Consider the following 25588-nt stretch of genomic DNA (forward strand, 5'->3'; position numbering starts at 1 on the left):
AGTTGTTGCAGCTGTTAGCAGAATTCGTGCAATTCTGCTAACAGCTGCAACAACTATAGACTTTTTAACAGTCATACCAGAAGCAATATTCTTCATATAAGCATCAATTAATAAAATATTATTATTCACCACAACTCCAGCCAGAGTTATTGTTCCAATACCACACATAACTATACCAAATGGTCTAAAGGTTACCAACAAACCAAAAAAAACCCCTAATGTTGAAAAAAATATTGCAGTAACTATAGCAAACGTATATTTAACTCTATTAAATTGAGCTAAAAGCACCAATATTACTCCACTTACAGCTATAACAAAAGCCTTATATAAAAAACTCTTAGATTCATTTTGATCTTCATAATCACCTGCAAATTTTACTGCAACATCAGGATCATAGTTTGAAGCAATCCATTCAGAAACATCTTTAAGTCCTAACTCTATCGATGTATCTTTAGACAAGTTGGCAAGAATAGTTATTGCACGTATTCTATTAACCCTATGAATTTCTTCTATCTTATTATTAGGAATAATGCTAGTAAAGCTATCTATAGGTACTGAGCCATTAACAGATGGCACTCTTAGTGATTTTATGCTACCAAGATTTCTACTTTCTTCAGGAAAGCGAACTACTATATCCACCTCTTCTCTACCTGTTATTGGTCGATATGATGAAACTTTAGCGCCATTTGTTACCATACGTATAAAATTACCTATAACTGCATTGTTCAAACCATATAATGCAGCCTTTTCTCTATCTACAACAACATTCCATGAAATTTTTAACTTATTTATGTTATCTTCTATATTAAGAAATTTATCATTAGACTGCATAAAACCAACTAATCTAGAAGCATATAATTCAACCTTTTCAGGATAGCGTGATGACACTCTTATTTTCACTGGCTTGCTACCTTTTGGCCCTTGTGATTCTTTAATCACTGCAACATTAAAACCAGCAAAATCACTAACCCTTTCCCAAAGATCGGCAATGATAGCTGATGCTCTGCGTCTTTTAAGCCATTGCACCAACTCAAGCTGCATTGATCCAACTAAATCACCAGTAGACGACTCCTTGCCACTGCTTTGTGCACCAATTCGCGTATAAATAGCCTTAAATTCAGGTGCTAAATCTGCAATTCTTGATTCAATCTCCATCATTGCCAAATATTTTTCATGTATTGATAGATTGCCAGCAGAGCGTACATCAATAGAAAGATTGTCTGGCTCTACATCAGGAAAAAATTCCACACCCCTGCCAAACAAAAAATATCCTCCTATCATTACAAAAGACACAGATATAATAAGTGTAATATATCTTATTGGATTATTTAATGCACCCATTAGCATTTTTGCATATACTGCATAAAACCTCCTTAACCCATCCAACTCACCATTTTCTATTGCAAGTGTTGATTTTATCATTTTTTTTGATTTAGCAGATACACCACCAAATACTGCACCTAAAGTTGGCAGAAACACTATTGAAGTTAACAATGAACCAACCAATGTAGCTGATAAGGTTGTAGGCAGGTAGAATATAAACTCTCCCATTATACCTGGCCAAAAAACCAGTGGGAAAAAAACAATTATAGTAGTTGTTGTTGAAGAAATAATTGGTGCAACTACAGCCTTGGCAGCACTACCATAGGCTTCAAACCTACTGCTACCAGCAATCATTTGTCTATCTGCATATTCAGTAACAACTATTGCAGAATCAACTAAAATCCCTACAGAAAGTATTAAGGCAAACAAAACAACTATATTTAAAGTAAAACCAGCGTAAGAAACTATAATAATTCCTATTAAAAATGATATTGGTAATGACATTGCCACAAGCAATGCTGATCTTAACCCCATAAATACTGAAATAACAATTACTATCAACAATGTTGCAAATATAACATTATTCTCTAAGTCACTAAGATTATCTTTTATTGGAACAGAATTATCCTGAGAAAAAGAGATACTTATATTAGATGGTAAAAATGGTATATATTTATTAACCACAGACTTAACATCATCAATAACATCTAAAGCACTAGATCCAGTTTTTTTTGATACTTCCAGCACAACTGCTTTTTTAGAGTTAATACGTGCCATACTTGTTGGATCTTTAAATGAACTTTTTATCTGAGCAATATCCTTAAATAACACAACTTCACCCTGACGTACTAGCACAGGTGTTTCTAGTAATTCATTAGCATTTTCAATTAAGCCAGAAACTTCTATAGAAAACACTCCATTATCCTTTGATATCTCGCCAGCTGGTATCATAACATTGTTGTAAGCTAGGCTATTTAACACTTCATCAAGCCTAAGATTATATGCTTCAATCATAGTTGGTGATACCAATATCTCTACAACCTCTTCTCTTTTGCCAACAATTGATACCTCTACCACATTGTGCACCACCTCTATTTCATCACGTAAGCGATCTGCAGCCCAATACAACTCTCTGTCTGAAGCAGACCCAGATAAAGCTATATTTAGAACAGGAAACAAGCTGATATTTATTTCACGAGCAACCAGTGACAGTGCATCCCTAGGAATATCAGAGCGTATGCTATCAAGCTTACCACGCACATCAGCTAGTGCTTTATCACTATCAAAACCAACATTAAACTCCAACACCAATGATGCACTTCCACTATATGCTGATGAGCGCATCTCTTTAACTCCTTCTATGGCAGATAAATGGCTTTCCATTGGTTTAATCAAAAGTCGTTCACTATCCTCAGCAGAAATGCCTTCTAATCCAGTTGTAACATATATAATAGGAATCTTAACATCAGGTGACATCTCTTTGCTCATATGCAAATAATTATACCAACCAACAATTAATAGCATTAGAATAGTAAATATAATAACTCTATTACGTTGCAACAGCAGATCTATAAATGACTTAAGCACAAGATGACAATACTTATATTTATTCAAATATACACACAATAAGTATTACATGTACAGCTATTGTTGATTTTTATATAAATGACACATATAATCAACTATATTAAGCGGTTGTGGTGGAACTGGTAGACACGCAGCGTTGAGGTCGCTGTGGCAAATAGCCTTGGAAGTTCGAGTCTTCTCAACCGCACCATATAATGAACTTTTTGGTATATATGTTAAAATAAATACACACATTATTAATAAATTTATTAATAATTTTCTTGTTCATATCATATTATTAACATTATTGCAGTGAAATATTCATCTTGCATAAAATGAACGAACTAAGTGTATCATTGACAGCTATTGAAGATTGCAGACCTTATTATGAAAAATTAATGCCAGTAAACAACAGTTTGCTTCATTATCAAACTGTAACACAAGCATGCAACACTTAAAAAATCAGATCAAATTTTACTGAATCTATATTATGATATAATAGATAGAAATTTTTTGTCTAATTATTAAATGACAATGATTTAAAGCCTTATAAATCTTAGTATTTAGCTATAAATAATTCCATCATGCAAATTATTTCTACTAACTAATAAAGTTGACAATTTTTTCACTATGCTAACATTAAAGTAGTGCTCACAAAATAAAACTAAGTGATCATTAGTTATTTAATACTGCTAATTCTTTCTGCATCTTTCTGAATTTTTTTCCATGTTATATTTGTTAAAGCTGTTGATGACTCAGTTGACCTAGTTGGCAAAGCATCTGATATCTTGTTCAATAGCTCATCACTAGCTTCAGGTATTGATGCAAGGAATTCAGCATTTTTTGCAGCACCTTCTTCACAGTAAAGCACTATATCAACACCAGCATCAATTGCTCTTTCTGCCACTTTACATATATCTTTATCAATATTATATACAGCTTTCATTTCTATAGCATCAGTCACTAAAATCCCTGAAAATCCAATATGCTTACGTATAAAATCAATAACTTTTTTAGAAATAGAAGCTGGAGAGTCACCATCAAGGGCTCGATAAATAATATGGGAAACCATTGCCCATTTTGCATTATCTTTCAAATCCTGAAAAATTTTAGCATCAGATTCTGTCAATTCATCAAGTGAGCTAATGCTATAAGCAAAATCTTCATGTGTATCTTGCAATGTACAGCCATGTCCTGGAATATGCTTAACTACAGACAGAATACCATTTCCTTCCATTGCTTCTATAACAATCTTACAACTATTAACAATGCCATCAACTTTACTACTAAAAGTCCTGCTGTTTAAAATTTTTATAGTGGCATTCTCACGCCATAGATCAGCAACTGGAGAAAAATTAACGTTTATACCTAAATCTAACATTTTTTGTGCAGTAAGTATGTTTTGCTCTTTAAGAAGAGTATTAATATCTTTGTGCAAATTAAAAGACTCTAAACTATCTTTGCCATCTATGGACTCATGTGCACAACGAAAAAAACCTGCACTATATGTTCTTCCTCCATCTTCTTTTATGATGTCTTCTAACCTGCTAACTTCACCACCTTCTTGATCTATTGCTATATGCACATAATCATGATCCAATGTAATTTTTATCTCAGACACCAATTTTTTAAGCTGATCATAACTGCTAATGTTTCTTTTAAAAAGTACTACACCCAATGGCTTATAAGTTTTTAGATTCTGCTTCTCAGCATCTGTGAGCTTCTCTCCAGAGACACCAACAATCACTCTTCTCACCATAAGGCCATCCTTCTAAATAAAACACTATACTATAACTAAATCAATATACAATGCAAACAATATAAATTATTTAGTGCCAGTATCTTTAATTGATTCTAGATCATTTTCTAAAAATGGTGGTTTTAACAAATCTTGGTTATCAATGATATGCATACTACTATCAATAGATATTAAACCAATTTTTTTACCAATTTTTGTACCACAAGCAGGTAAAGTAAAGCATATAACAATAAGTAATAAATAACGCATTAAATCCTCTTCTTGGAAAAACCACTAAAAACAATCAAAATACTACCAAATGTTACAGCAGTATCAGCAAAATTAAAAGTTGGCCAATGATAGCTTTTAACATGAAAGTCTATAAAATCATAAACAGCTCCATAATGTAAACGATCATATACATTGCCCATAGCACCACCAATCATTAAAGAAATAGCAAGAGCAAAAACAATACAATCATTGTATTTCTTAATAAAAAGAAACAACAAATATATGGCTATAAAACAAGAAACAAAAACAAGCATTAATGGTGGTAAAGAATCCATTAAGCCAAAACCAACACCAGTATTCCAAACAGAAGTTAAATTAAAATAATTGTTTATTGAAACAAAATCATAATCCTTAAGCAAAGTAGAAACCATAAACTTTGTTAATCTGTCTACAAAAAAAACTATTAACAAAAGCACTAAAGCTGTTCCTATAGTCTTAGATGAATTTCTATTGCTGTTCACTTGCATAATACCTTGCCTTTATCTTATTTAAATAAGCCATCTTATTAGCTGATACTTTAAGTTCAAAAAGCTTTCTGTATACTTCCTCATCATCCAAAGACTTTGCTTTGTCCACAGAACACAAAACTATAAACTCATTATCATTAATAGCATTACTTAACTTACCAATTGACAATCCTTTTGTAATCTGCCTCTTAATTTCAGTATTCATATCAGCAAATAACAAAGAAGCATCTGAAGCAACTTGCAAGCCAAAGGTATTAGCAAATGATTCTATATCCTTACAATCAATGTAATTGCTATATGCACTGGAGTTAATTGTAGAAACATCTTCAGCAAATAAACTTTTTATATTATATATTTTACCATATCTATTATTATTTTGCTCATGCCACTCTACTATCTCAGCATCACTAACTGAGATGCTAGGAATCACCATCTCATTAACTAATTGGCGCCAAAGTAACTTAGCTTTAGCTTGTGCAAAAACTTTCTCCCAACTTAAACCATTTTCCACAATTTTTTTAGCAAATTCATCAATACTTCTAACTCTAAAAGAGTCTACCATATATTGCACAACCTCTCTATCAGAGAGCATAATACCAAAATGTTCTGCTTCATCTAAAATAAGTGTTTGCTCTATAAAATTATCTAAAACCAACTGCTTTAAATTATTATCAGGCAGTGGCTTACCAAAAAATGGACTCCTAGCAATAGCAATACCTTCTCTCATATCTTTATCAGATATTACATGCCCACCAACTATTGCAACAATCCCCATACTATGGGCAGTAAATATTACAAAAATTACAATAATTAAAGATACTCTTTGCATATTCAAAAAATTTTTTTTTATTTTACAAAAAATTTTTACAATAAGATACATAAAAATATCACTAATTTGCATCAAGTGGATTAATTCCTTGGAAAACCAATTTCTCTAACTGATCAGCATTAAAAGAACGTACTGGATACTTAACAAAACCTTTAAGCTCTAAATCAGCAGCAACTTTTTGCTTAGATGTAGGTGGGATAAAAAAAATGCGAACAATGCCATGCATTAATAAAGTGGGCAAATGAACATTAGCAGATATTGAGCTAGCAGTTCTACTAGTTAAGCTTGTTGCCTCAATCTTAGCTAACCCCTTTTCAATTAACATTTTTAAATCAGATGATTTAAACAATGTTTTACCAGAATATGCACTCTGTTCTGCAATTGACAACATCTCAGATTTTGTACTAGCAGCTGTTATATTATCAGCAAAACTATTAAAATCAACACCATTAACTGTAAATTTCCGCACAGCAACATTGCAGGCACCATTAGCATTACTCATAATATCAGCAATACTATTACCAGAACCATTAAAACTTCCACTAATACTAACATAGCCATCTCTAACTGATTTTAAATTAATAAACTCTGATAATTTTTCCATCTTTGCCTCAGCAAGTGAAAATGCTAAATTAGCCATAATTTTCCTATAAATTCCAATATAACCATTGATTGTAAATTTGCCATCAGCAAACATTGCACTAGAGTCCTCTATGTTAATATTGTTATTGCTTAAATTAACATTAAGTAAAACATTCTCCATTACTATATTGGCATAACTAAATTTATCCACTGATATTTCTATCTGTGCTCTAACATCTCGTAAAAAATCAATATCAATTGTTTTCCTAGGCCAAGAAAAATCAGCACCAGAATCAGTAACATTTCTAACAATATGATTACTATCTGACGAAAAATGCAAATACCTTGAATTCAACTTAGCATAAACTACAGGCATTGTAGAATTATAAATTATACGTACATCACCACGTAAATCAATATTAGAGGATGTAAGCTTCAATTGCTTAACAACAAGTGTATTGCTATACATCTCTAAGCTAAAAACAGAATCATGAATTACCTCAGATGCACCAACAACAAACTCTTTAACATGCACTTCTGCTTTTGCACGCAACTTTGGATTTGTTAACCAAGAAAAACTCTGTGACAAATCACGATTAGCTAAAGCATTGTGTAAGATGCTCACATCTAAAGTACCTACATCCAAGTTAGCCACCACCATTTGCTTGTCACCACCCCATTTATAGCGAAATGAGCCATTTAATTCATTGGCCTCTGCCTTAAAGGCTAAACTAACAAAAGATGCAATGTATGGTGCTAAAATTAAAGATGTCTTCAACTGAAATCTTCCTGACATATGATAAATACTGCTCAATGCATCATAACCAGGAAAGAGTGTCAAAAAAGCTGTGGCATCCATACCAGTAACATGCACAGAGCCATCAAACCTAGGACGCACTTGATTGCTATGCATGCTGCCAGAAACATGCATTACACTTTCTCCAGGCATCAAACATCTCATCTCATACAATGACAACTCACCAGCAGCAATATCTCCTTCAGCTACAAGTTCTTTAATGTTAAAATCACGATATTTAATTGAATCTATATGTATTGTAAAAAGACCATTTATAGTTTTAGGAATTTTAAAATCCATACTAGATATCATACTATTTTTATACTCTCCTCCTTTAATTGGCTGCATAGCACTTAAATCTATATTTTCTACATGCATATTTAATTCTGACTGAGCACTGGATGAAAAATTATATTTCAAATCCATTACACCATTAATGCTATTAGAAGTAAGTTTAAAATTATTAAAATCTATACCATTATTATTAGCAACAATATTGGCGTTAAGTATATATTTTTCATTCATAGAATAATTACCAAACACACTACCAGAAGCCCCTACTGATAGCATATCTAATGCTGTAGTAAGATTATCACCTTGTGCCTTTAGTGCACCTTTAAGGTGATATCCATTGTCATCAAGTATGCTATTGCCATCAAAACTTAAACCTATATGATATGCATCAACTCTTGCAGTAACTTCGTTAGAATTTTTATCAGTAGCATAAGAATCAACTTTCATTTTATAAACAATATTATTGATCAAAAATGACATATCTGCATCAACCTTGCCTTTATTAATTGTCATTTTACCACTAATCTTGTTTATTTCTTTATCCATCATTCTACTGCCAAAGATCAATGCACAATCAGTAAAATTAACAGATAGCATGCTCTCACCACCAGTAATATCAGATAACTGATCCAAGCTAAACTTAGCACCAGATATTTGCAAGTTATCAGCACTCACCACCCCAAATAATGCTCTATATATACCAAATTTAATTTGCATCTCTTCTATAATTGTAGAAGAGCTTGATGTATCATTACTGTCATGATTAATATACACATCCCTTAATACAATGCTACCTGGCACCAATGATCCACTTACACCACCTTGAACTACAACAGTAGAATTTAGTTTATCTGATAAAATTTTTGCTATTTTTTCCCCATATTTATTCCAGTCAATAAAAAATGTCTGTGCAGCCAAAACAATAAATGTAAATGCAAAAGATGATACTATAATTACTTTTACTATAGAGTTAATCAACTTTCTGTTTTTTTCAGTTCTGAAATTGTTAATGCGATGTAGTAACACTGAAAATACAGCAAACAATTTAAATAAATTAGCTATTAATAATTTAAGCAGTGATGACCAATTAATGCTTTTTAACTTATTCATTGTACCAAGAAATAAAAGTGATTTTTTTCAATTTCAACTAAAAATATAAATTTCTATTAAATTCTTGATATTGTATAGCATGAGATGCAAACAAGCTACAATAAAAGCCAAACAAATCTTAGAAGTCTAAACTATTAAAAGCATCAAAAACAATTACTGTCAGTTATTTGACCATTTTCAATACGATAAACTCTATGGCTCATTGATCTAACAACTTCCAGATTATGACTAACTAAAATATAAGACAAATTAAAATGTTCTTGCAATGAAAGTAACAGATGCACTATTCTTCTTTCATTTACAGCATCCAAAGAAGATGTGCATTCATCCATAATTACAACACTAGGACGCACTGCCAAAACTCTTGCAATTGCAATACGCTGCCTTTCACCACCACTGCATTCATGTGGATATTTATCAATAATACTTTCTTTTAACCCTACGCTACTTATCATGTTTGTAATAGTGTTATATATCTCATCTTTATTAGACAGCAAGTTATGTGTCACAATTCCCTCACTCACTATCTCTCCAACTCTCATTGAGGGATTCAAGCTACTAAATGGATCCTGTAACACAACCTGCATTTCTTGATGTCGGAGCTTATCATGCACTCCAACATCTTTACCCAATAACACTATCTTGCCAGTAGGTTTAATAATGCCCAAAATAGACTTAACAAGAGTTGACTTACCAGCACCACTTTCACCAATAATTCCTATAGTTTCTCTTCTATGTAATCCAAAGCTTATATTTTGTAGTATAGTCTTCTTTTTAACATGAAATAAAAAATTTTTTTTAGCTATATAGCTGAGATTGTTAATTTCTAAAACAAATTCTTTATCTGGCACTGATTGCACTCTAACTGGCTTATTAGAAAGCATAAGCTGCTTTGTGTATTTATGTTGTGGATTTTCATACACATCTTTTGTTATGCCACATTCACGTATAATACCTTTTTTAATAACACAAACTCTATCAGCTAGGCTACGAGTAAGTGATAAGTCATGTGTAATAAAAATTATTGACATTCCTTGTGTTTCTCGAAGGCCATGCAATAAATCAACAATACTTTCCTGTGTTTTAGCATCAAGTGCAGTTGTAGGTTCATCAGCAATAAGTATTCTTGGCTTATTTGCAATTGCAATTGCAATCATAACACGCTGCCTCTGGCCACCAGATATCTCATGTGGATATGTATTATATTGTCTTTTAAAATGAGCAATACCAACCATATCCAACAATTCCTCAGTTCTACTCCTAACATAATCACTATTAACAGAGTTATTATGAATTAAAATAGCCTCAGCTATTTGACTATGTATATCTTTTAATGGATTAAGCGATGCAAGTGGATCCTGAAAAACTATTGCTATCTTAGAACCCCTAATACTATAAAGTACCTTATTATCTACTTCTAATAAATTCATACCATCAAACAAAATTTTACCTGTCTGACGAGTAAAGCTACGATTAAGCTGCATAATAGAGTTAGCTATTAACGACTTACCAGAGCCACTCTCGCCAATAATTCCTAGTATTTCCCCAGCCCTCAGCTCTAATGAAACATTTTTTACAACATCAGTATCCTGATTAGCAAAACCAATAGACAAACCTCTAATGGAAAGCAACATTACACACCCAAAAAAATAAGCTTATTAAACACAATCTTAAAACAACTATCACAAATCTTGCTGACTTGGGAGAACTAGCATAATCAATAAGTTCATTTATAGCAAACATCTAAAAACTTCCAAACAAATCAACAAAATGGTGCAAAACCAGCTTTTTTCATCCACCTGATATCAGGATTAAAAAATCTACGTAAATCATTAATCCCATATTTTAACATAGCTAGCCTCTCTAAACCAATACCAAATGCAAATCCTTGATGATCCTTCTCACTTAAGTCCACAGATGACAAAACATTTTCATGCACCATGCCACAGCCCATAATTTCTAACCATTTATCACCAACATTACTAAGTTCAAAACAATCATTACTTTTTCTATATAGAACATCAACCTCAGAGCCTGGATCAACAAAAGGGAAAAAACTTGGTCTAAAACGAAACTTAAGCTTATTTGAATTAAAAAATTTCTTCAAAAACATAGAGATATACCATTGCATATTGGAAAAATTAATCTCTTTGTCTATACATAATCCTTCAATCTGTGTAAACATAGGTGTATGTGTAGCATCCCAATCTCTACGATATACCCTGCCAATAGAAAACATCATATATGGTGGTTTGCTATTCTTCATTGTTCTTATTTGCACTGAAGATGTTTGAGTGCGTAACATCAAACGCCCATTATTAGAATATTTATTAAAATAAAAGCTATCCTGCATCTGGCGTGCTGGATGATTCTGAGGAGTATTCAACAAAGTAAAATTATAATGCTCATCTTCTATTTCTGGACCAGTAGAAAATGCAAATCCCATACCGCTCAAAATATCATAAATTTCACTAGCCACTTTAGATAAAACATGCACAGAGCCAGAATACTCTTCACGAATTGGTAAGTAGTAATCTTCTTCATCCTGCTGTTCTATAGTCTTCATTGAGCTCAACACATTTTTCAATGCAGTATTAAACTCATTTTTTAAATTATTTAATTTCATTCCCACTATAGAGCGTTCTTCTACTGGCAGATTACGTAAATCATGGAGCTGAGCAGTAAGCAGTGCACTTTTGCCTAAATATTTAATACGCAACAGCTCACAATCCTTTATGTTTCTAACTTTTTGTAGATCATTATGGAATTTAGTGTGCAAAGTATCAAAGTTAAACATACAAAATGGATGAATGTATCCAACAATATGGCTGTAAGTTTAATAACAGCTTGAATACTTGTCAATTACAGTTAGTGATATTAGCAATTAATTATTAAAATGTATGCTGCACATAACAATTAATTGATACATGCCAATTAAGGTGATTGAGATTGAACTAATCCATCTTTTGCTGTTTCATGATCTGATAAAATAGTAGGTATTGCTTTATTAATATCTCTTCCCTGATCTTCTGTGGCAAATAAATTGCCATCATAGTTATCATATAATTTATTTAAATCATCCTCAGTAGATACAGCCTTGTCAGCATCATAATTTTCATCAACATCTGTAACATCTATTGGTTTATTAAATTCCTCATAATCTTGATTATTAGCAGATTTCATGCCAGTATTCTTAGTAGAGCCTAATATGTCTTTACTCAAATCATTTTCAGCACCTCCTTTCTTTGTCCACTCTGCTGGTGAATCTTTCTTACGAGAGTTTACTCCATCAACTGAGCGTATATCAAAAACTGAAAAACCATAGATATAGTGCCCATCTTGAGTAACCCCTCGAGTCAATGTACGTAGCATAAAATCTAAATGATCAGCAAGCTCTGGAGGAAAGCTATAAAATGCTCTATCTTTAAGGCATTTTTCCTTAGTGGTAAAATCACTACCATTGTCACTCATCAATCCAACAAAAAATAAGTCATCTTTACTACAACCAACTCGCTTAAGACTAAAACCATTATTATTCTCTGAATTATACATAACATTCCATTCAACAATACGCTCATCATTTGCAGGTGCTATAACAAGTGGCAATAATGCACCTTTGAAATGATTAGCTATAGATTGATCAAATAACAAAGGATTCACAACTCTCTTTGCAAGCTGTCTGATTGGACAAAGAATCTTTCTATGAATATCTTGCAACAAACCATATTTCTCACCAGTTAAGCATACAACTGTCAAAACAGATGCTATATTACAAATATCTTGAAATCTTAAAATAAAATCCTTACCCAAGGCATTTTTGTCTTGCACTAAAGTAACATCCTTGTTTTCTTTGATTTCATTTTCACGAGATTGTAAATCTTTCTCCAACATTGTTATTGCACCCATTATTGCAGAAACAAATGATTCTGGTGTTTGATTATTCTTAGGATTATGAGCCTGATCAGAAGATTTATCAGATGCATAATCAGAGCCAAACAATAAACGATATTCATATGGCAAAACTCTTGGACGTAAAAAATGCACCTGCATCCAATTTAGCACATCTACTCTTGGAGTATTTTCATCATATGCAGAATCTTTCACCCAATTATCTAAGAACAAATATATTTCAGATTCAGCTAAAGGATGTGGAAGCAATGTTATATTATCAGCAATAAAGCATAATATAGACACTGGGAGAAAAGCTGTCCAGTAAACAAACTTCTTAAAAAAATTTGATTCAGATGACATATTAAGCAAATTTGCTCTCAATCTATAAATTGTCTTGTAAACTGAGATATTAATACCATCATCTACTTTTGTAGCAAGGGCATTCTTTAAATCTGCAGGGTTAAAATAAGACTTTGGTTGTTTAGGCATTAGTCAACTTGCTTTGCCTCAGATGTAAATTTAATGGTTGGTGCAACCTTCTTAACTAATACACTAAATGCATTTGGCTGATTAATGCACATTTCAGACAAAGATTTACGATCTAAAGAAATATTTGCTTTGCTAAGTAAATTAATAAACTGTGAATATACCAAACCATGCTGTCTAACAGCTGCATTAATACGCTGAATCCATAAAGCACGCATTTGTCTCTTACGATTACGCCTATCACGATATGCATATTGTGCTGCACGTTCTACTGCCAATCTAGCTGTACGAAAACAATTTTTTGCCCTACCACGATAACCCTTAGCAAGTTTGATAAATTTTTTATGACGTGCCTTAGTTGTAACGCCACATTTAACTCTAGCCATTTAAGCCTCCTAATTTAAAATACTTCTTTACTATAGTAGCTGCACCACCTACTAGGGTTACAGTACCTTTTTGTACTCTATTAGCTCTTGAGCTTATCTTACGCATATTGTGCCTTTTTTTAGCTTGAGTAGCAATAACCTTACCATTTTTGGTTATTCTAAAACGCCCTTTTAAGCTACTTTTACTTTTTAATTTTGGCACTACAACCACCAATAAATTTTTAAAAAATTCTCTATAAAAAATATAACATAAATAAACATTTTCATCAAGAATAAATACTTAAAAAAATAAACAAATTGATTGAAAAATTTATATAAACACAGCATATGTTTAAGGAAAAATAAAAATGTTATCGTGTTTCTCAAAACACTACCTACTTAAAATGAAGGATGGTTGCTAAGTATTTGTGCATTAAAAAATGAAGATGAAGTTTTAACATTCATTAATGCTACTATCAAATAGATAGTCACTAAAGAATGGTTAAAACAAAATATTGCTTAAGTCAGATCAAAATAAAAGAATATTTTATAAAATGCTGTAATCTTAAAAGAATTTTTGACATCAGTTTTCTTTATCAAAGAGAGTATTTATCACATATTCCTCAAAGAAAATCAATTACCAAACAAAAAGTATAATTTATAATATTAAACTTTAGGAATCTATTTTAGAATAACCATTATTAACCATATTAATATTATATTTTAAATATTAATATCAGAATTCTAGTCCCCAAACCCCTCTAATACCTACACTGTAACAGTATTAACTTCTGCAAATCAATAATATAAAAGCTTATTTCCATGTTTCTATTAAGATGAAATAAAAGTAAATATTTAAATTAAAGCTATTATTTAAATCAATAAAATGTACTCCTACAAAAAATCCTAAATTTTTAAATAGAGTTAATTTATTATCAATATTTAACTAACAAAAAATGATAATTCTACTAACCAATAATCTAAGTAAAACAAAACATAATTACAAACTTAAAGCACAATCATTTCTAATCACATAGTTGAAATCTATAAAATTTGGTGCTATAATTTACTAAAAATAGCTGGAGAGGGATTCGAACCCCCGACACCAAGATTATGATTCTCGTGCTCTAACCAACTGAGCTATCCAGCTATTTAATCAGTATATATAATTACTGCTTGTGCTTCAACTGAATTCTACAATTTTCTAAGCATAATTATTAACTAATAAAAATTGCAATGAGGTAACCATGAATAGATTTCTAATTTTTTGCCTATCTATTGTATTTTGTCTTTATGTCTATGCAAATATAGGAATATTATATCCTATTCAAATTCAGACTGCAAAGGCAGTGCCTTATATGAGTATACAAAAATTTTTTAATGGTGAGATTATTGGCTGGGGTGTGGTCAAAAAATGGAATGGGGTAATGAAAAATATGATACACCTAAAGATTACAGGAACATGGACTGATAATGTTGGCAACATAATACAACATATTAAACTTGATAATGATGAAAATATAGAACTAGACTGGAAAATAAAGATAGACAATAAAAACTCCTATACCATCATGGCAAAACATTGCATACCTAGATCATCTGGCTTCCAGCATGGTAATATTAGCTCATTTAGTTGCAAAACTAGGAGCATGAAAAATGGCAGGGTTGGAGATTATACATTTGAGACTATGATGTATTTGGTTGATAAACATAATATGCTAGCCAATACTAAAATAAAACGCTATGGTTTTGTTATAGGAAGTGTGGTATTTAATCTACAGCATGTTTTAACAAATGAAAAAATCTAGTATGCATCTATTGCTACATGGAAAAAATTTATGCCTAAAACTTGGTCATAAGGAAGTATTAAATTCTATTAATATAAAAATCTGTAAAAATGAAATCACTGCAGTTATTGGACCAAATGGTGGGGGCAAAACATCTCTGTTAAAAATATTATGTGGAATTATAGAACCTCTCTCAGGACAAATATTGAAAAAAAATAACTTAATTATTGGTTATATACCACAAAAAATAAATATATGCACAATGATGCCGCTAAGCGTTAAAGAATTTATTAATCTCAACAATCAAAATACTAATAAAGAGTGGGGTGATAAAATATTCAATTTAACCAACATCAGAAGAATTATGGATTGCAGAATGCACTGTTTATCTGGTGGGGAAATGCAACGTGTTTTGCTAGTGCGTGCTATGCTGAAAAAACCAGACATACTAATTATGGATGAGCCAACTAATCATATGGACATTCATGCAAAAAACAATTTCTATAACTTATTACACAAAATACATAAACTATGGGAGTGTGGTATAGTGTATTCATCACATGATGTATCAACTGCAATGGATCAAGCCAACCATGTACTTTGCATTAATAAATATATTAGATGTCAAGGCTGCCCTAGGGAAGTAAGATGCAATCCTAACTTTCTAAATGCTTTTGATATGCTTGATTCAGCTTAAATAGTTTTGCTATAAATAATTTATTAAAATAATAAAAATTACTAATTTTGGTTACTTGTTTTTAAAAGGTTTATTAGTAAAATTTAATTACATTAAACAGCAAACTATATGCTACTTACTCCAACACTGTATATTATTTAACTCTTAACATGACAAACCTATGCTAACAAAAGCTATTCAAAACACTCTAAACTCTCTAAGTATAATAATTTTTTTTATAACATATAAAACAATGGGAATTTTATCTGCTTCGGCGGTACTAGTTGTTTTCAGTATTTTTCTCTTTGGTTTTAATTACTTAGTAATAAGATGGCTGCCAATAAGCAATATTATATCGCTTGCTATTATATGCATTTTTTCTTCAATGACAGTGGTCACTGGTGATGATAAATATGTAAAACTCCATATCACTTTATTAAATATCTTTTTTACTCTTATGTTGCTCACTGGTATACTGCTAAAAAAGAACTTCTTGCGTTTTATCATAGGAGACATGCTGCCATCAGGTGGGGCAATTTGGATTAATATCTCAAAATACTGGACTGCATTATTCTTTATCTTAGCAATTGTAAATGAAATAATTAGAACACTAGCCTCCACAACTATATGGATTTACTCAATCACCTTTGGTGCCAATATTGCAACATTTTGCTTGGTTATATTTCAGATAAGATATATAAAAAAACACCTTGCAATACGCTAAGAGATTGCCTAACAGATTAAGAATCTATTAATGATTAATTGATAGTGATAAGTCTAGTTTATCTGCAATCCTCATAATACTAATGACACAAGATATAGGCTTACCACCATGGTATGTGGACTTCATGCCTTTAATATCAACAGGATATCTACAATCTGTTTTTAGTGGATATATTAGCGAATTAAGCAATATATTTAATAATACAAATTTTTTGCAAAAACTATCCACCACAATGAGTGAAACATATATTAACACATTAAAAAATTTCACAAAAAATTCAACAAACAATCCACTGGTCAATATTTATGAAACACTTAACATAACACAAGAAACATTTAAAAATCTGCTGCTTAGTGAGATAAGGATTAAATGCAATGATGATAAAAACTTTGTAGCACTAAATTTTCTATTACAGATATTCTTTGATACATTTTCCACTCATAACAATATTTTTTTAAATCCTTGCTACTGGGAGAAAATCTTGGAAAATAATGGGGCAAATCTGATTAATGGTATTAAAAATTTCTACTATGATGCCTTTCTTAATTCTGGCACTATCTCTACAGTGGATAAAACTATGCACAGTATTGGTGATGATATAGCAAACACCCCAGGAATGGTAGTTTGGCAAAATGATCTAGTACAATTAATACGATACAAACCCTGCAACAAAGTTTATAGTATACCATTGCTTATAATACCACCTTTTATTAACAAATATTACATATTAGATATTGGCAAGGGAAAATCTATTGTTTCATGGCTTGTACAACAAGGATATGACACTTTCTTAGTCTCATGGTGCAATCCAACACCATCCATGACCAATCTTAAGGTTGAGGACTATGTTGTTGAGGGTATTAAAAAACCAATGGATGCTCTGCTTAAACTAATGAATGTAAGCAAGGTAAATGTAATGGGTTACTGTATTGGTGGAACCTTCTTAATGATGTTAGCTGGAGCACTTACAAAGCAAAAAAATTTTCCAATTAACAGCATTACATTACTTAATACACTATTAGATTTTAGTTTTCCTGGAGCAAGTGGTATATTTATCAAAGATGAGCTTGTTAACTTTTTACAGCACAATGTTGCACTCATTAGGGGTGATGCTATGTCTGGATTTTTCAGCTGGCTAAAACCAAATGAACTAATCTGGCACTATGTAATAAATAACTATTTTCTTGGGAAACAAGTTAAACAATCTAGTATAATGTATTGGAACAGTGACCCACCTAGGCTTGTAGGAAAAATGTTTGCAGAATACCTACAACTAACCTACCTTAACAATGTCCTAACTAAAGCAAATGGCATGAATATTTATAACAACCCAGTAGATCTTTCTGAAATTAACATTCCAATATATTGTCTGGCAGCAATAAAGGATCATATAACACCATTTGAGGCAACTTTTCAAAGTGCAAAAATGTTAAACAATGCAGTACTAACTGCTGTTGATTCTGGACATGTCATGAGTGTATTGAGCATACCTGAGTTTAAAAAATATGCATACTATAGCAAGATGCCAACAAATAAGGATATAGACTCATCAACATGGTTGAAAAATACAACATGTATAGAAAATAATACTTGGTGGGATCACTGGAATTCTTGGCAGAAACAATTGTCTGGTGAAAAAATAAAAAGTCAATCTATAAAAAAAATAGAAGATGCACCTGGTTCATATGTTAAAAGCAGATAGCTTAAGCTATATACCTATGTCCACTACTATGAATACTTGATTTGGCGGGAGTGACGGGGATCGAACCCGCGACCTTCGACGTGACAGGCCGACGCTCTAACCAGCTGAGCTACACCCCCACAAGCATGCATTATGTATTTATTTAAATTAAACTTTTTTCTATTCTGAGTCAACACAATATTACACTTTTTAACTAATACAAATTCTTAATTTTTCATAATTATTGCAACTTAATGGAAAATATTGTATTATAATCAATTATTTAATAAAAATTATGATTGTTGTGCCAAAAGAAGAAGAAGTAAGCAAATTATCAAACTTCATTAAACATTATCTGTATAACATGGTATGGAGTTTTATATTTATAAGCAGTGTGCTGCTTATCACTGCAATGGTATTTATTGCAACTTACCTAATTTTATTATATTGTCTTATGCCAATAGCTGCTATTAGTCCTGTTGCTACAATAGCAATCAGTATTATTAGCATTGTAATAAGCTTCATTACTGCTTTTGAGTTTGGCCTCTGGACATCTGTCCAATTTCAATCACTACCAATACTGCTCCATGAAAAACGTCCATTAGATAACTCCAAAGATAATGATAGTATAGTAGAATCAATACAAAGTATTAATGAGCTTATTGTAAAAGCAAAGAATACCCATGAAACTGAAGAATGCAGTGTATTGCTTAAACAAATTGAGACTCAAATCTCAGATATGGCTAGTGAAGATTACACTCATTGTAGTGAATCTGCATTTAGGAGATATTTCATTTTCCTAGTTAATGCCAAGGTATTTGTAAAAAAAATAAGAGAATTCACGCCAGATAGCCATATTGTTAAGCAGCTTATTATTAATTACAATCCTTTTATGGCAAGTGATAGATATCTATGTGGCAGCACAAGTAGTGATCTAAAAAAATTATCTGCAACACTCAGTGGAATAACTGAAATAGATGCTAGTACACAAAAACTTGTTGAAAATACTAGAATACTATTAGAAACAATTTTATCTGAAGCCAGCATATTTGTATCAGCTGTAGATGAAATATCTGAAAGTCTTGTGGCAAAAAACACTTGGGTTACTAGAACAAAACAGAATTTTGCAGACTACAATGCAACATTAAAAAATTTGTCAAAAGATCTAGAAAAAAACATTAATAGCTTTAAAGAAAATCCAAATAAAGACAATCTTAGTAAAATAAATGTCGACCTAAAATTATTGAATCAAGGCATTGAATCACGATATCAACTAGTTATGACAGGAAAACTAATGCCCACTAAAGTTTTTGTACAAGATAAACAACAAGTGCCAACAAATATTAGTGATTCTTCTCATCTTCTTCAAGAATCATCAGCTTCCTCCCTTAGCATATAAATTGATAATTATCTCAGAAGCAAATTTATTGAAAAGTTTATATTACTAAATTATCCTCGATAAGAAAAAACAGGCATATAAATATAATAGTCTATCTAACTTTATATTAAGTACTGCATTCAATTTTTACAATTCATGTATTACCCTGTATAAACAACATTTTAATAAAAAAATATTATAATATTAATTAATATAACTAATCCCAAAGAATATATGCCTTCTTCTCATGATATAAAAATATATGAATTAGATATAGTCAACAAAATGCTAGATGACTATCAAAAGCTTATAGATTCTAACAACAAGGATGGGCATAATAAACAAAGTGGCCATCATACAACAGAACAAAGAAAAATACTTGTTGACAATATAACAAAAAATATTGCTCTAAAATCAAGTAATCTAAACAAAAATTTCTTAACAACATGGTCTCAAAATAATCATATATCCTATGATAGACTAATGGCTACAACTAAAGCTGCAAGTAGCATTATGCCAGAATATAAACATAATCGCTCAGAAATAATAGCAAAATCATTATTTGATGAATTAGTTAAGTCAACCAACATGTCAGAAAGTGAAGCATGGCTTAGTTTATTAAATATGCTGTATACAACAACAAAAGATGATTTAGCAGAAAATAAAAAAACAGCAGATTTTTTTGCAAAATGGTCCAAAGAAAATGGACTAGAGCATAGGGATGTAAGGCATGCATTTATGATGCATCAACATAAATTTCTTAAAGGCAAATCAAAAACATTAAACTCTCATAACACACCCCAACAAACAGAAGAAGCAGAGCCTTTACTAGATGATGAACGTAAAATAATTAATGACAAAATATTAGATGTAATGGGCAGCATAACTTTAACCAAAGAAGAGATAGAGCTAGAAAAAATAAAATTAAAAGAACAATTAAGAAGAAGGGAATTAGGAATAGATGTGCAAAATGCAACAGAAATGCAAGAAGCAAATGCAATGCTTCAAGCAAAACAGGATATAATAGCAGAATTAGCAGACATGTTATATGATAGCACTGTTAAAATAGAAGATGTGCCTAGTAAAAAAAATATAAAGAAAAAAATACAAGATAAAATACTTGAAAATAAAAAAAATACTACAGCAACTATGCCATCTACTGCAATAAGTGCAGCAAGAACAAAAGAGGTCAAGACACCTGATAAATCTGTCAAAAACACACATTATAAATAACAAAACAATTCCAATAATTATCAATATGCTATACTAAAATTAATGCAAAGCATTTAAAATAAAAATTTAGCATAAATTTATACATCTACTCACTCTTTTGTTTTCATAGCACAAGCAACAATTACTTAAATTACATAAAATATAGTAATTTTTAATATTTATTTGTTAAAATATTAATATGAATTATAATAATAACAACAAATATGTATCAAACCCAAAACATACAACCAAAAATATACGAACTAGAAACAGCTGGTAAGATATTGCAACTTTATCAAAGACAGCATGCTATAAAAGGAGGCACATTAACCAATGATATTAATCTCATAAAAAAAAAATTAAAATCAAGAACAAACAACTCAATCAAAAAATATGTAAAACAATATGCAGCCAATCTAAACATTGAGTATCAATATGCAAGAAAAATCTTCATTAAATCAGCAAAACTATTGCAACAATACATAGAACAACCAGAAACAACAATATCATCTATTATGCTCACTAATTATATGGATAGTTTTGGAATAGAAAAACTACAGGCAAAAAAACAACTACTTAATACTTGCTGTCTTCTTGAGGCAGAAGATATTAGTATGAAAGAAGATTTAAATGAGGCTGATAAAGCTGCATTATTTATTGAAGGCTGGTGCATTGAGCAAAAGATTGATCTTGAGCAAGCAAAATTAATATACACAAGATCTGCTAATGCCACATACTTAAAGCCACACACAGATGATTTTGCCAAATCATTATCAGTATGGGATAAAATAAAAAACTTCTTCACCATTGGCAACAGTTCTTCATATGCAGATGATCCAATTTTACAAAAACAATCTTGGTTTAAAAAATTATGGAACAATCTTTTTTCTAGTGACAAACCCTATAGTAATCAAAAACATAAATATCACACAAAAACAACAGGTAAATTAACTAATAATACACCAACAACAGATAAAAGCATTCCCTATACAGATGACATGGAACATGCAGATAGTACAGCAAAAAGATTAGACAAAAAAATGCTGTCCAAAGCTTATAGCAGTGCATCCAAAAAGCAACATCTTAGGCAATAATTTCTTGGTGTTTGCTTAATATCTCTTTGGCAAGTAGTATATATGCTTGTGATCCTGCACAATGCATATCATGTATTATTGCTGGCTTACCATGTGATGATGCCTCTGAAAGCTTTACATTACGTGGTATTATTGTTTGATAAACTAGATTGTCCAAATTACTCCTTACATCCATCTCTACCTGCTCACACAGCTTATTACGTCTATCATACATACTTAATAACACCCCATCTATTTCTAATGCAGGATTAAGGTTTTGCTTTACCAAAGATATTGTTTTTAACAAATGACTAAGGCCTTCTAAAGCAAAAAATTCACATTGCATTGGAATAATCAATAAGCTTGCTGCAACAAGTGCATTAATTGTTAACAAGCCAAGTGATGGTGGGCAGTCAATAAAGATATAATCATAATTATCAATAATACATAAAATAGCATCATGTAAAATATGTTGCCATCTACGTGTATTAACCACTTCTAACTCTGCTGCAGATAAATCAACCTTTGATGGTATAAGATCTAACTTAGGTATAATTGTTTTTCTTATACTTTCCTCTATACCTATCTTTTTTATAATCACACCATAAACACTGTTGCTCCTCTGATGATAGTCTAGACCCATAGCTGTTGTTGCATTACCTTGTGGGTCAAGATCTATTAATAACGTTCGTTTGTTGGTTGTTGCTATTGCTGTGGCTAGATTGACACTAGTTGTTGTTTTCCCTACCCCACCTTTTTGGTTAACAATGGTTATTATTTTAGTAGAAAAATGGTGGTTCATTGCATACCAAGCATTACATACACAAGATCAACTATAGTCAAATAACTATAAAAATCAACAAGGCATAAAATATCCATATACCTATTAGTAATTTATTAAAATAATACCCAAACAAGACATTATTAGCATAATAATATAATGCTAATTATAGTATGGTGGAGCCAAGGGGACCCGAACCCCTGACCTCAACGCTGCCAGCGTTGCACTCTACCAGCTGAGCTATGGCCCCAACAAAATTATTATATATATTTTGTTAATGAAAACAACAAAACAATTAGCTGCGAATCTTGGAATTTCTAGCTTTCAATGTTGAATTATTCATTTTTAATTCTGGTGCCACAGCTGTAAAACTAAGACCAGTTGATGGACTATACAATTTTTTAGCATGACTGTACAACAAATAATCACTATCATTAATACTACTTATAGACTGCTTGTATATCTGCATTGCAGTATGAAACTTTATTTTATTGATAGACATATCTCGATGAATTTTAGATATCTTATCTTTTATATTTCTCACTGAGATAGAATCTTTCTTATATAAAAAACAGGAATATTTAACTTGCATCATTAGTTTCTTGCAATTCTGCATTTTTTGTAAAACACCATCAAAATCTCTATTTTCTACAGCTAATATGCTAATAATATAAATTTTCATATTTAATGTTTCTATATATGCATCTATATCATCTCTCAGAGTATTTAGATACTCTTTAGAGAAAACTATCCATGTCTTATGCATTGAGCTAAAAATAGCCATTACCAGTCTAAGTACAAATCTCCTAATATCTTGCTTTATCTGATGTTGTTTGTTAAAAAACATCATTATTCATATAAAAATACCTTCTTTTATTTTACTAAACAATACATAGTAAGCATAGCGTTAAATTAAATGAAACATAATTCCTAAAACCTTCATCAAACTATTTCTTGCTAATAATTAATAAAAAGCAGTATACAGGATAATAGAGAATATAATAATCAACAAAGCATTAAACATGGCAATGTTGCCAACATTTTATCTCTTGGACATCAAAAATATCAATATTATTTACTTCAATGTCTCTCTAAATATTAACAAAATACCCATAACTAAAAATTAAGTGGCATTGCATAGTTAAAACCTAAATTACAGCAAGTACATCAAAATTAATAAAATTGTTAAATTAATTAAATTTAACTATTAGTGAACCTTCTTAACCAATCTGGTAAATAGTAGAGAACTGTTGAATTCTTTTGCTTAGAGCTGATATTAATAAATTCCGAATTAACATCACAAACAAAATTTGAAACACTACTACAAATTTCATTAGTAGGCCCTCTTTCATTATCTTGATAATTTGTATGAGAGGTCACCATGCAACTTAGTGTAGCACCACCTGTAGTCATACATATTTTGTTTTCTTTAATATCAATACCAATAAATCTAATATTACCTGTGCCAGGCTTACCATCATCCATAATGACATCAACCGCTTTCAATAGCTTGGTGCTTAAAGTAGTATTAATTCTTTTTCGTGCACTATAATAGTTACTCTTATCATGAGAGGTAATTACTATACTATTAAACTTACTACCACCTGAGCTAAATGGATCAGTTGCTAGGTTTCCTAGATTAAGCAAATTATGCTCATCAATCCATAGACCTGATGCATATTTAGCATCAGCGCTTGTTGCCATGCCTTGATAGTCATTAGCAAAAATATTCCTGCCAAGCCTATGTACAGAAATAATGCCTGATAAAGCAAAATGACAATTTACCACATCAATCTCACTATCATGCACTAACATATCACCATTACCAGCTATAAAACTTGCATTAAGCTTGCTATTATCGAGAGAGCCAGAGTTATTATAATAACAGTTTTCTTTAATATTTTTATCCGACCAAATATATGTATCTCTAAAATCTCCAGGCAAATAATTATATGTAGAATAGAAGACATTCACAGCTTTTTCATATTCCATTAATTGACTAATTACGTGCTGCACCTTAGCAGCAAATATCATATTAGTCCCAACCAATACAACAACTAATATTAAAGATGTTGTTATTATGGCAACAGCTAACTCAATAATAGAAAAAGCCTTGTCATATAAAGCAAAAGAAAAGAGCTTTTTTATGCAGCTTTTAACAAATTTAGTAAATAGTACAATTATGCCAAACATTAATAAGTATAGTACTTAGTGTATAAAAATTGTTTATATGTAGTATACAGTGTCATGTATTACCAATGTCAAACAATTTTCTACATATGAAACTTAATAGTATATAGCACATAGTAACTGATATAATCACAACAAAGTGTATTATAGCACTGTTATTATAGATTAAATAAAATTAAAGATGCAAAAATACTTAGCAAAAAGCACTTATTATTTTTTCTATAGTAAATTTTATATTTAAACATTTCTTTTATAACAAATATGTTATATATTTATTATTTTAACATTAATTATTAAGATATATAACAATAAAAATATAAGAAAACTTAAGATATTTAAATTCAGCCC

General features: G+C 31.0%; 21 protein-coding genes and 4 tRNA genes. 8 read left to right on the forward strand and 17 right to left on the reverse strand.

Features of this window, described 5'->3' with window-relative positions; all coding sequences use genetic code 11:
* On the reverse strand, positions 1-2910 hold a 2910-nt coding region (locus tag AABI72_RS04200), incomplete at its 3' end, for an efflux RND transporter permease subunit (RefSeq protein WP_338364711.1).
* Positions 2911-3014: 104 nt separating this feature from the next.
* Here AABI72_RS04200 and AABI72_RS04205 point away from each other — a divergent pair.
* Positions 3015-3100: transfer RNA gene (locus tag AABI72_RS04205), tRNA-Leu, on the forward strand.
* A gap of 468 nt (positions 3101-3568) precedes the next feature.
* Here AABI72_RS04205 and AABI72_RS04210 read toward each other — a convergent pair.
* The 11 genes from AABI72_RS04210 to AABI72_RS04260 all read right to left on the reverse strand — a co-directional run bounded on the left by AABI72_RS04210 (position 3569) and on the right by AABI72_RS04260 (position 14888).
* Positions 3569-4648, reverse strand: a complete 1080-nt coding sequence (locus AABI72_RS04210; RefSeq protein ID WP_338364713.1) for a glycoside hydrolase family 3 N-terminal domain-containing protein — start codon at positions 4646-4648, stop codon at positions 3569-3571.
* A 66-nt stretch (positions 4649-4714) separates the two neighbouring features.
* Positions 4715-4897, reverse strand: a complete 183-nt coding sequence (locus tag AABI72_RS04215) for a hypothetical protein (protein ID WP_338364715.1) — start codon at positions 4895-4897, stop codon at positions 4715-4717.
* Entirely contained in the window at positions 4897-5379 is a 483-nt protein-coding gene (gene lspA, locus AABI72_RS04220; protein WP_338364717.1) for a signal peptidase II, read from the reverse strand. The genes AABI72_RS04215 and lspA overlap by 1 nt, the downstream gene beginning before the upstream one ends.
* On the reverse strand, positions 5366-6286 hold the full coding sequence (locus AABI72_RS04225; protein WP_338364719.1) for a SurA N-terminal domain-containing protein: 921 nt from the start codon (positions 6284-6286) through the stop codon (positions 5366-5368). The genes lspA and AABI72_RS04225 overlap by 14 nt, the downstream gene beginning before the upstream one ends.
* A complete protein-coding gene (locus AABI72_RS04230; RefSeq protein WP_338364722.1) occupies positions 6276-8996 on the reverse strand; it encodes an AsmA family protein in 2721 nt (906 codons plus the stop codon). Before AABI72_RS04230 ends, AABI72_RS04225 begins: the two co-directional genes overlap by 11 nt.
* A 143-nt stretch (positions 8997-9139) precedes the next feature.
* Positions 9140-10630 carry an ATP-binding cassette domain-containing protein gene (locus tag AABI72_RS04235; protein ID WP_338364724.1) on the reverse strand — a complete coding sequence of 497 codons (1491 nt, stop codon included), beginning with the start codon at positions 10628-10630 and terminating at the stop codon, positions 9140-9142.
* 128 nt (positions 10631-10758) lie between these two features.
* Complete coding sequence (gene pheS, locus AABI72_RS04240; RefSeq protein WP_338364726.1) at positions 10759-11793, reverse strand: phenylalanine--tRNA ligase subunit alpha; 1035 nt, start codon at positions 11791-11793, stop codon at positions 10759-10761.
* Between the two features lie 137 nt (positions 11794-11930).
* Positions 11931-13376: a hypothetical protein gene (locus AABI72_RS04245; RefSeq protein ID WP_338364728.1), complete on the reverse strand. Its 1446-nt coding sequence runs from the start codon at positions 13374-13376 to the stop codon at positions 11931-11933.
* Entirely contained in the window at positions 13376-13759 is a 384-nt protein-coding gene (rplT, locus tag AABI72_RS04250; RefSeq protein WP_338364730.1) for a 50S ribosomal protein L20, read from the reverse strand. Before rplT ends, AABI72_RS04245 begins: the two co-directional genes overlap by 1 nt.
* On the reverse strand, positions 13752-13961 hold the full coding sequence (locus AABI72_RS04255; RefSeq protein ID WP_338364732.1) for a bL35 family ribosomal protein: 210 nt from the start codon (positions 13959-13961) through the stop codon (positions 13752-13754). The genes rplT and AABI72_RS04255 overlap by 8 nt, the downstream gene beginning before the upstream one ends.
* Before the next feature lie 853 nt (positions 13962-14814).
* Positions 14815-14888 (reverse strand) — tRNA-Met (locus tag AABI72_RS04260).
* A gap of 97 nt (positions 14889-14985) precedes the next feature.
* Here AABI72_RS04260 and AABI72_RS04265 point away from each other — a divergent pair.
* The 4 genes from AABI72_RS04265 (at position 14986) to AABI72_RS04280 (ending at position 18627) form a co-directional block, all read left to right on the forward strand.
* On the forward strand, positions 14986-15546 hold the full coding sequence (locus tag AABI72_RS04265) for a DUF3833 family protein (protein WP_338364734.1): 561 nt from the start codon (positions 14986-14988) through the stop codon (positions 15544-15546).
* The gene (locus AABI72_RS04270) at positions 15533-16222 is read left to right on the forward strand and encodes a metal ABC transporter ATP-binding protein (RefSeq protein WP_338364736.1); all 690 of its coding nucleotides are present in this window, start codon (positions 15533-15535) and stop codon (positions 16220-16222) included. The genes AABI72_RS04265 and AABI72_RS04270 overlap by 14 nt, the downstream gene beginning before the upstream one ends.
* A 160-nt stretch (positions 16223-16382) precedes the next feature.
* Positions 16383-16925 carry an inner membrane-spanning protein YciB gene (locus AABI72_RS04275; protein ID WP_338364738.1) on the forward strand — a complete coding sequence of 181 codons (543 nt, stop codon included), beginning with the start codon at positions 16383-16385 and terminating at the stop codon, positions 16923-16925.
* Positions 16926-17007: 82 nt separating this feature from the next.
* Positions 17008-18627 carry a PHA/PHB synthase family protein gene (locus tag AABI72_RS04280; RefSeq protein ID WP_338364739.1) on the forward strand — a complete coding sequence of 540 codons (1620 nt, stop codon included), beginning with the start codon at positions 17008-17010 and terminating at the stop codon, positions 18625-18627.
* A gap of 42 nt (positions 18628-18669) precedes the next feature.
* Here AABI72_RS04280 and AABI72_RS04285 read toward each other — a convergent pair.
* Positions 18670-18746: transfer RNA gene (locus AABI72_RS04285), tRNA-Asp, on the reverse strand.
* Positions 18747-18901: 155 nt separating this feature from the next.
* Between AABI72_RS04285 and AABI72_RS04290 the strand changes: the two genes are divergently transcribed.
* The 3 genes from AABI72_RS04290 to AABI72_RS04300 all read left to right on the forward strand — a co-directional run bounded on the left by AABI72_RS04290 (position 18902) and on the right by AABI72_RS04300 (position 22290).
* Positions 18902-20005: a hypothetical protein gene (locus tag AABI72_RS04290; protein WP_338364741.1), complete on the forward strand. Its 1104-nt coding sequence runs from the start codon at positions 18902-18904 to the stop codon at positions 20003-20005.
* 213 nt (positions 20006-20218) lie between these two features.
* On the forward strand, positions 20219-21217 hold the full coding sequence (locus AABI72_RS04295; RefSeq protein WP_338364743.1) for a hypothetical protein: 999 nt from the start codon (positions 20219-20221) through the stop codon (positions 21215-21217).
* A gap of 203 nt (positions 21218-21420) precedes the next feature.
* Positions 21421-22290, forward strand: coding sequence for a hypothetical protein (locus AABI72_RS04300; protein WP_338364745.1), 870 nt, complete (start codon positions 21421-21423; stop codon positions 22288-22290).
* On the opposite strand, the gene AABI72_RS04305 is transcribed toward AABI72_RS04300, so the two are convergent.
* The 4 genes from AABI72_RS04305 to AABI72_RS04320 all read right to left on the reverse strand — a co-directional run bounded on the left by AABI72_RS04305 (position 22280) and on the right by AABI72_RS04320 (position 25243).
* Positions 22280-23071: an AAA family ATPase gene (locus tag AABI72_RS04305; RefSeq protein WP_338364747.1), complete on the reverse strand. Its 792-nt coding sequence runs from the start codon at positions 23069-23071 to the stop codon at positions 22280-22282. The genes AABI72_RS04300 and AABI72_RS04305 overlap by 11 nt on opposite strands.
* Before the next feature lie 153 nt (positions 23072-23224).
* A tRNA-Ala gene (locus tag AABI72_RS04310) sits at positions 23225-23300 on the reverse strand.
* Between the two features lie 45 nt (positions 23301-23345).
* Positions 23346-23900, reverse strand: coding sequence for a hypothetical protein (locus AABI72_RS04315; RefSeq protein WP_338364749.1), 555 nt, complete (start codon positions 23898-23900; stop codon positions 23346-23348).
* 350 nt (positions 23901-24250) lie between these two features.
* Entirely contained in the window at positions 24251-25243 is a 993-nt protein-coding gene (locus AABI72_RS04320; protein WP_338364752.1) for a hypothetical protein, read from the reverse strand.
* Between the last annotated feature and the right edge of the window lie 345 nt (positions 25244-25588).

The sequence above is a fragment of the Candidatus Xenohaliotis californiensis genome, assembly GCF_963930935.1.
GTDB lineage: Bacteria > Pseudomonadota > Alphaproteobacteria > Rickettsiales > CAWVOK01 > Xenohaliotis > Xenohaliotis californiensis.

Bases quoted from the DNA above. Each gene is read 5' to 3' on its own strand.
- AABI72_RS04235 (WP_338364724.1), bottom strand. From the start codon at position 10,630: ATGTTGCTTTCCATTAGAGGTTTGTCTATTGGTTTTGCTAATCAGGAT.
- AABI72_RS04280 (WP_338364739.1), top strand. From the start codon at position 17,008: ATGACACAAGATATAGGCTTACCACCATGGTATGTGGACTTCATGCCT.
- AABI72_RS04245 (WP_338364728.1), bottom strand. From the start codon at position 13,376: ATGCCTAAACAACCAAAGTCTTATTTTAACCCTGCAGATTTAAAGAAT.
- AABI72_RS04305 (WP_338364747.1), bottom strand. From the start codon at position 23,071: ATGAACCACCATTTTTCTACTAAAATAATAACCATTGTTAACCAAAAA.
- AABI72_RS04215 (WP_338364715.1), bottom strand. From the start codon at position 4,897: ATGCGTTATTTATTACTTATTGTTATATGCTTTACTTTACCTGCTTGT.
- AABI72_RS04270 (WP_338364736.1), top strand. From the start codon at position 15,533: ATGAAAAAATCTAGTATGCATCTATTGCTACATGGAAAAAATTTATGC.
- AABI72_RS04230 (WP_338364722.1), bottom strand. From the start codon at position 8,996: ATGAATAAGTTAAAAAGCATTAATTGGTCATCACTGCTTAAATTATTA.
- pheS (WP_338364726.1), bottom strand. From the start codon at position 11,793: ATGTTTAACTTTGATACTTTGCACACTAAATTCCATAATGATCTACAA.
- AABI72_RS04210 (WP_338364713.1), bottom strand. From the start codon at position 4,648: ATGGTGAGAAGAGTGATTGTTGGTGTCTCTGGAGAGAAGCTCACAGAT.
- AABI72_RS04275 (WP_338364738.1), top strand. From the start codon at position 16,383: ATGCTAACAAAAGCTATTCAAAACACTCTAAACTCTCTAAGTATAATA.
- AABI72_RS04295 (WP_338364743.1), top strand. From the start codon at position 20,219: ATGCCTTCTTCTCATGATATAAAAATATATGAATTAGATATAGTCAAC.
- AABI72_RS04225 (WP_338364719.1), bottom strand. From the start codon at position 6,286: ATGCAAATTAGTGATATTTTTATGTATCTTATTGTAAAAATTTTTTGT.
- AABI72_RS04265 (WP_338364734.1), top strand. From the start codon at position 14,986: ATGAATAGATTTCTAATTTTTTGCCTATCTATTGTATTTTGTCTTTAT.
- AABI72_RS04300 (WP_338364745.1), top strand. From the start codon at position 21,421: ATGTATCAAACCCAAAACATACAACCAAAAATATACGAACTAGAAACA.
- AABI72_RS04315 (WP_338364749.1), bottom strand. From the start codon at position 23,900: ATGATGTTTTTTAACAAACAACATCAGATAAAGCAAGATATTAGGAGA.
- AABI72_RS04320 (WP_338364752.1), bottom strand. From the start codon at position 25,243: ATGTTTGGCATAATTGTACTATTTACTAAATTTGTTAAAAGCTGCATA.
- rplT (WP_338364730.1), bottom strand. From the start codon at position 13,759: ATGGCTAGAGTTAAATGTGGCGTTACAACTAAGGCACGTCATAAAAAA.
- AABI72_RS04290 (WP_338364741.1), top strand. From the start codon at position 18,902: ATGATTGTTGTGCCAAAAGAAGAAGAAGTAAGCAAATTATCAAACTTC.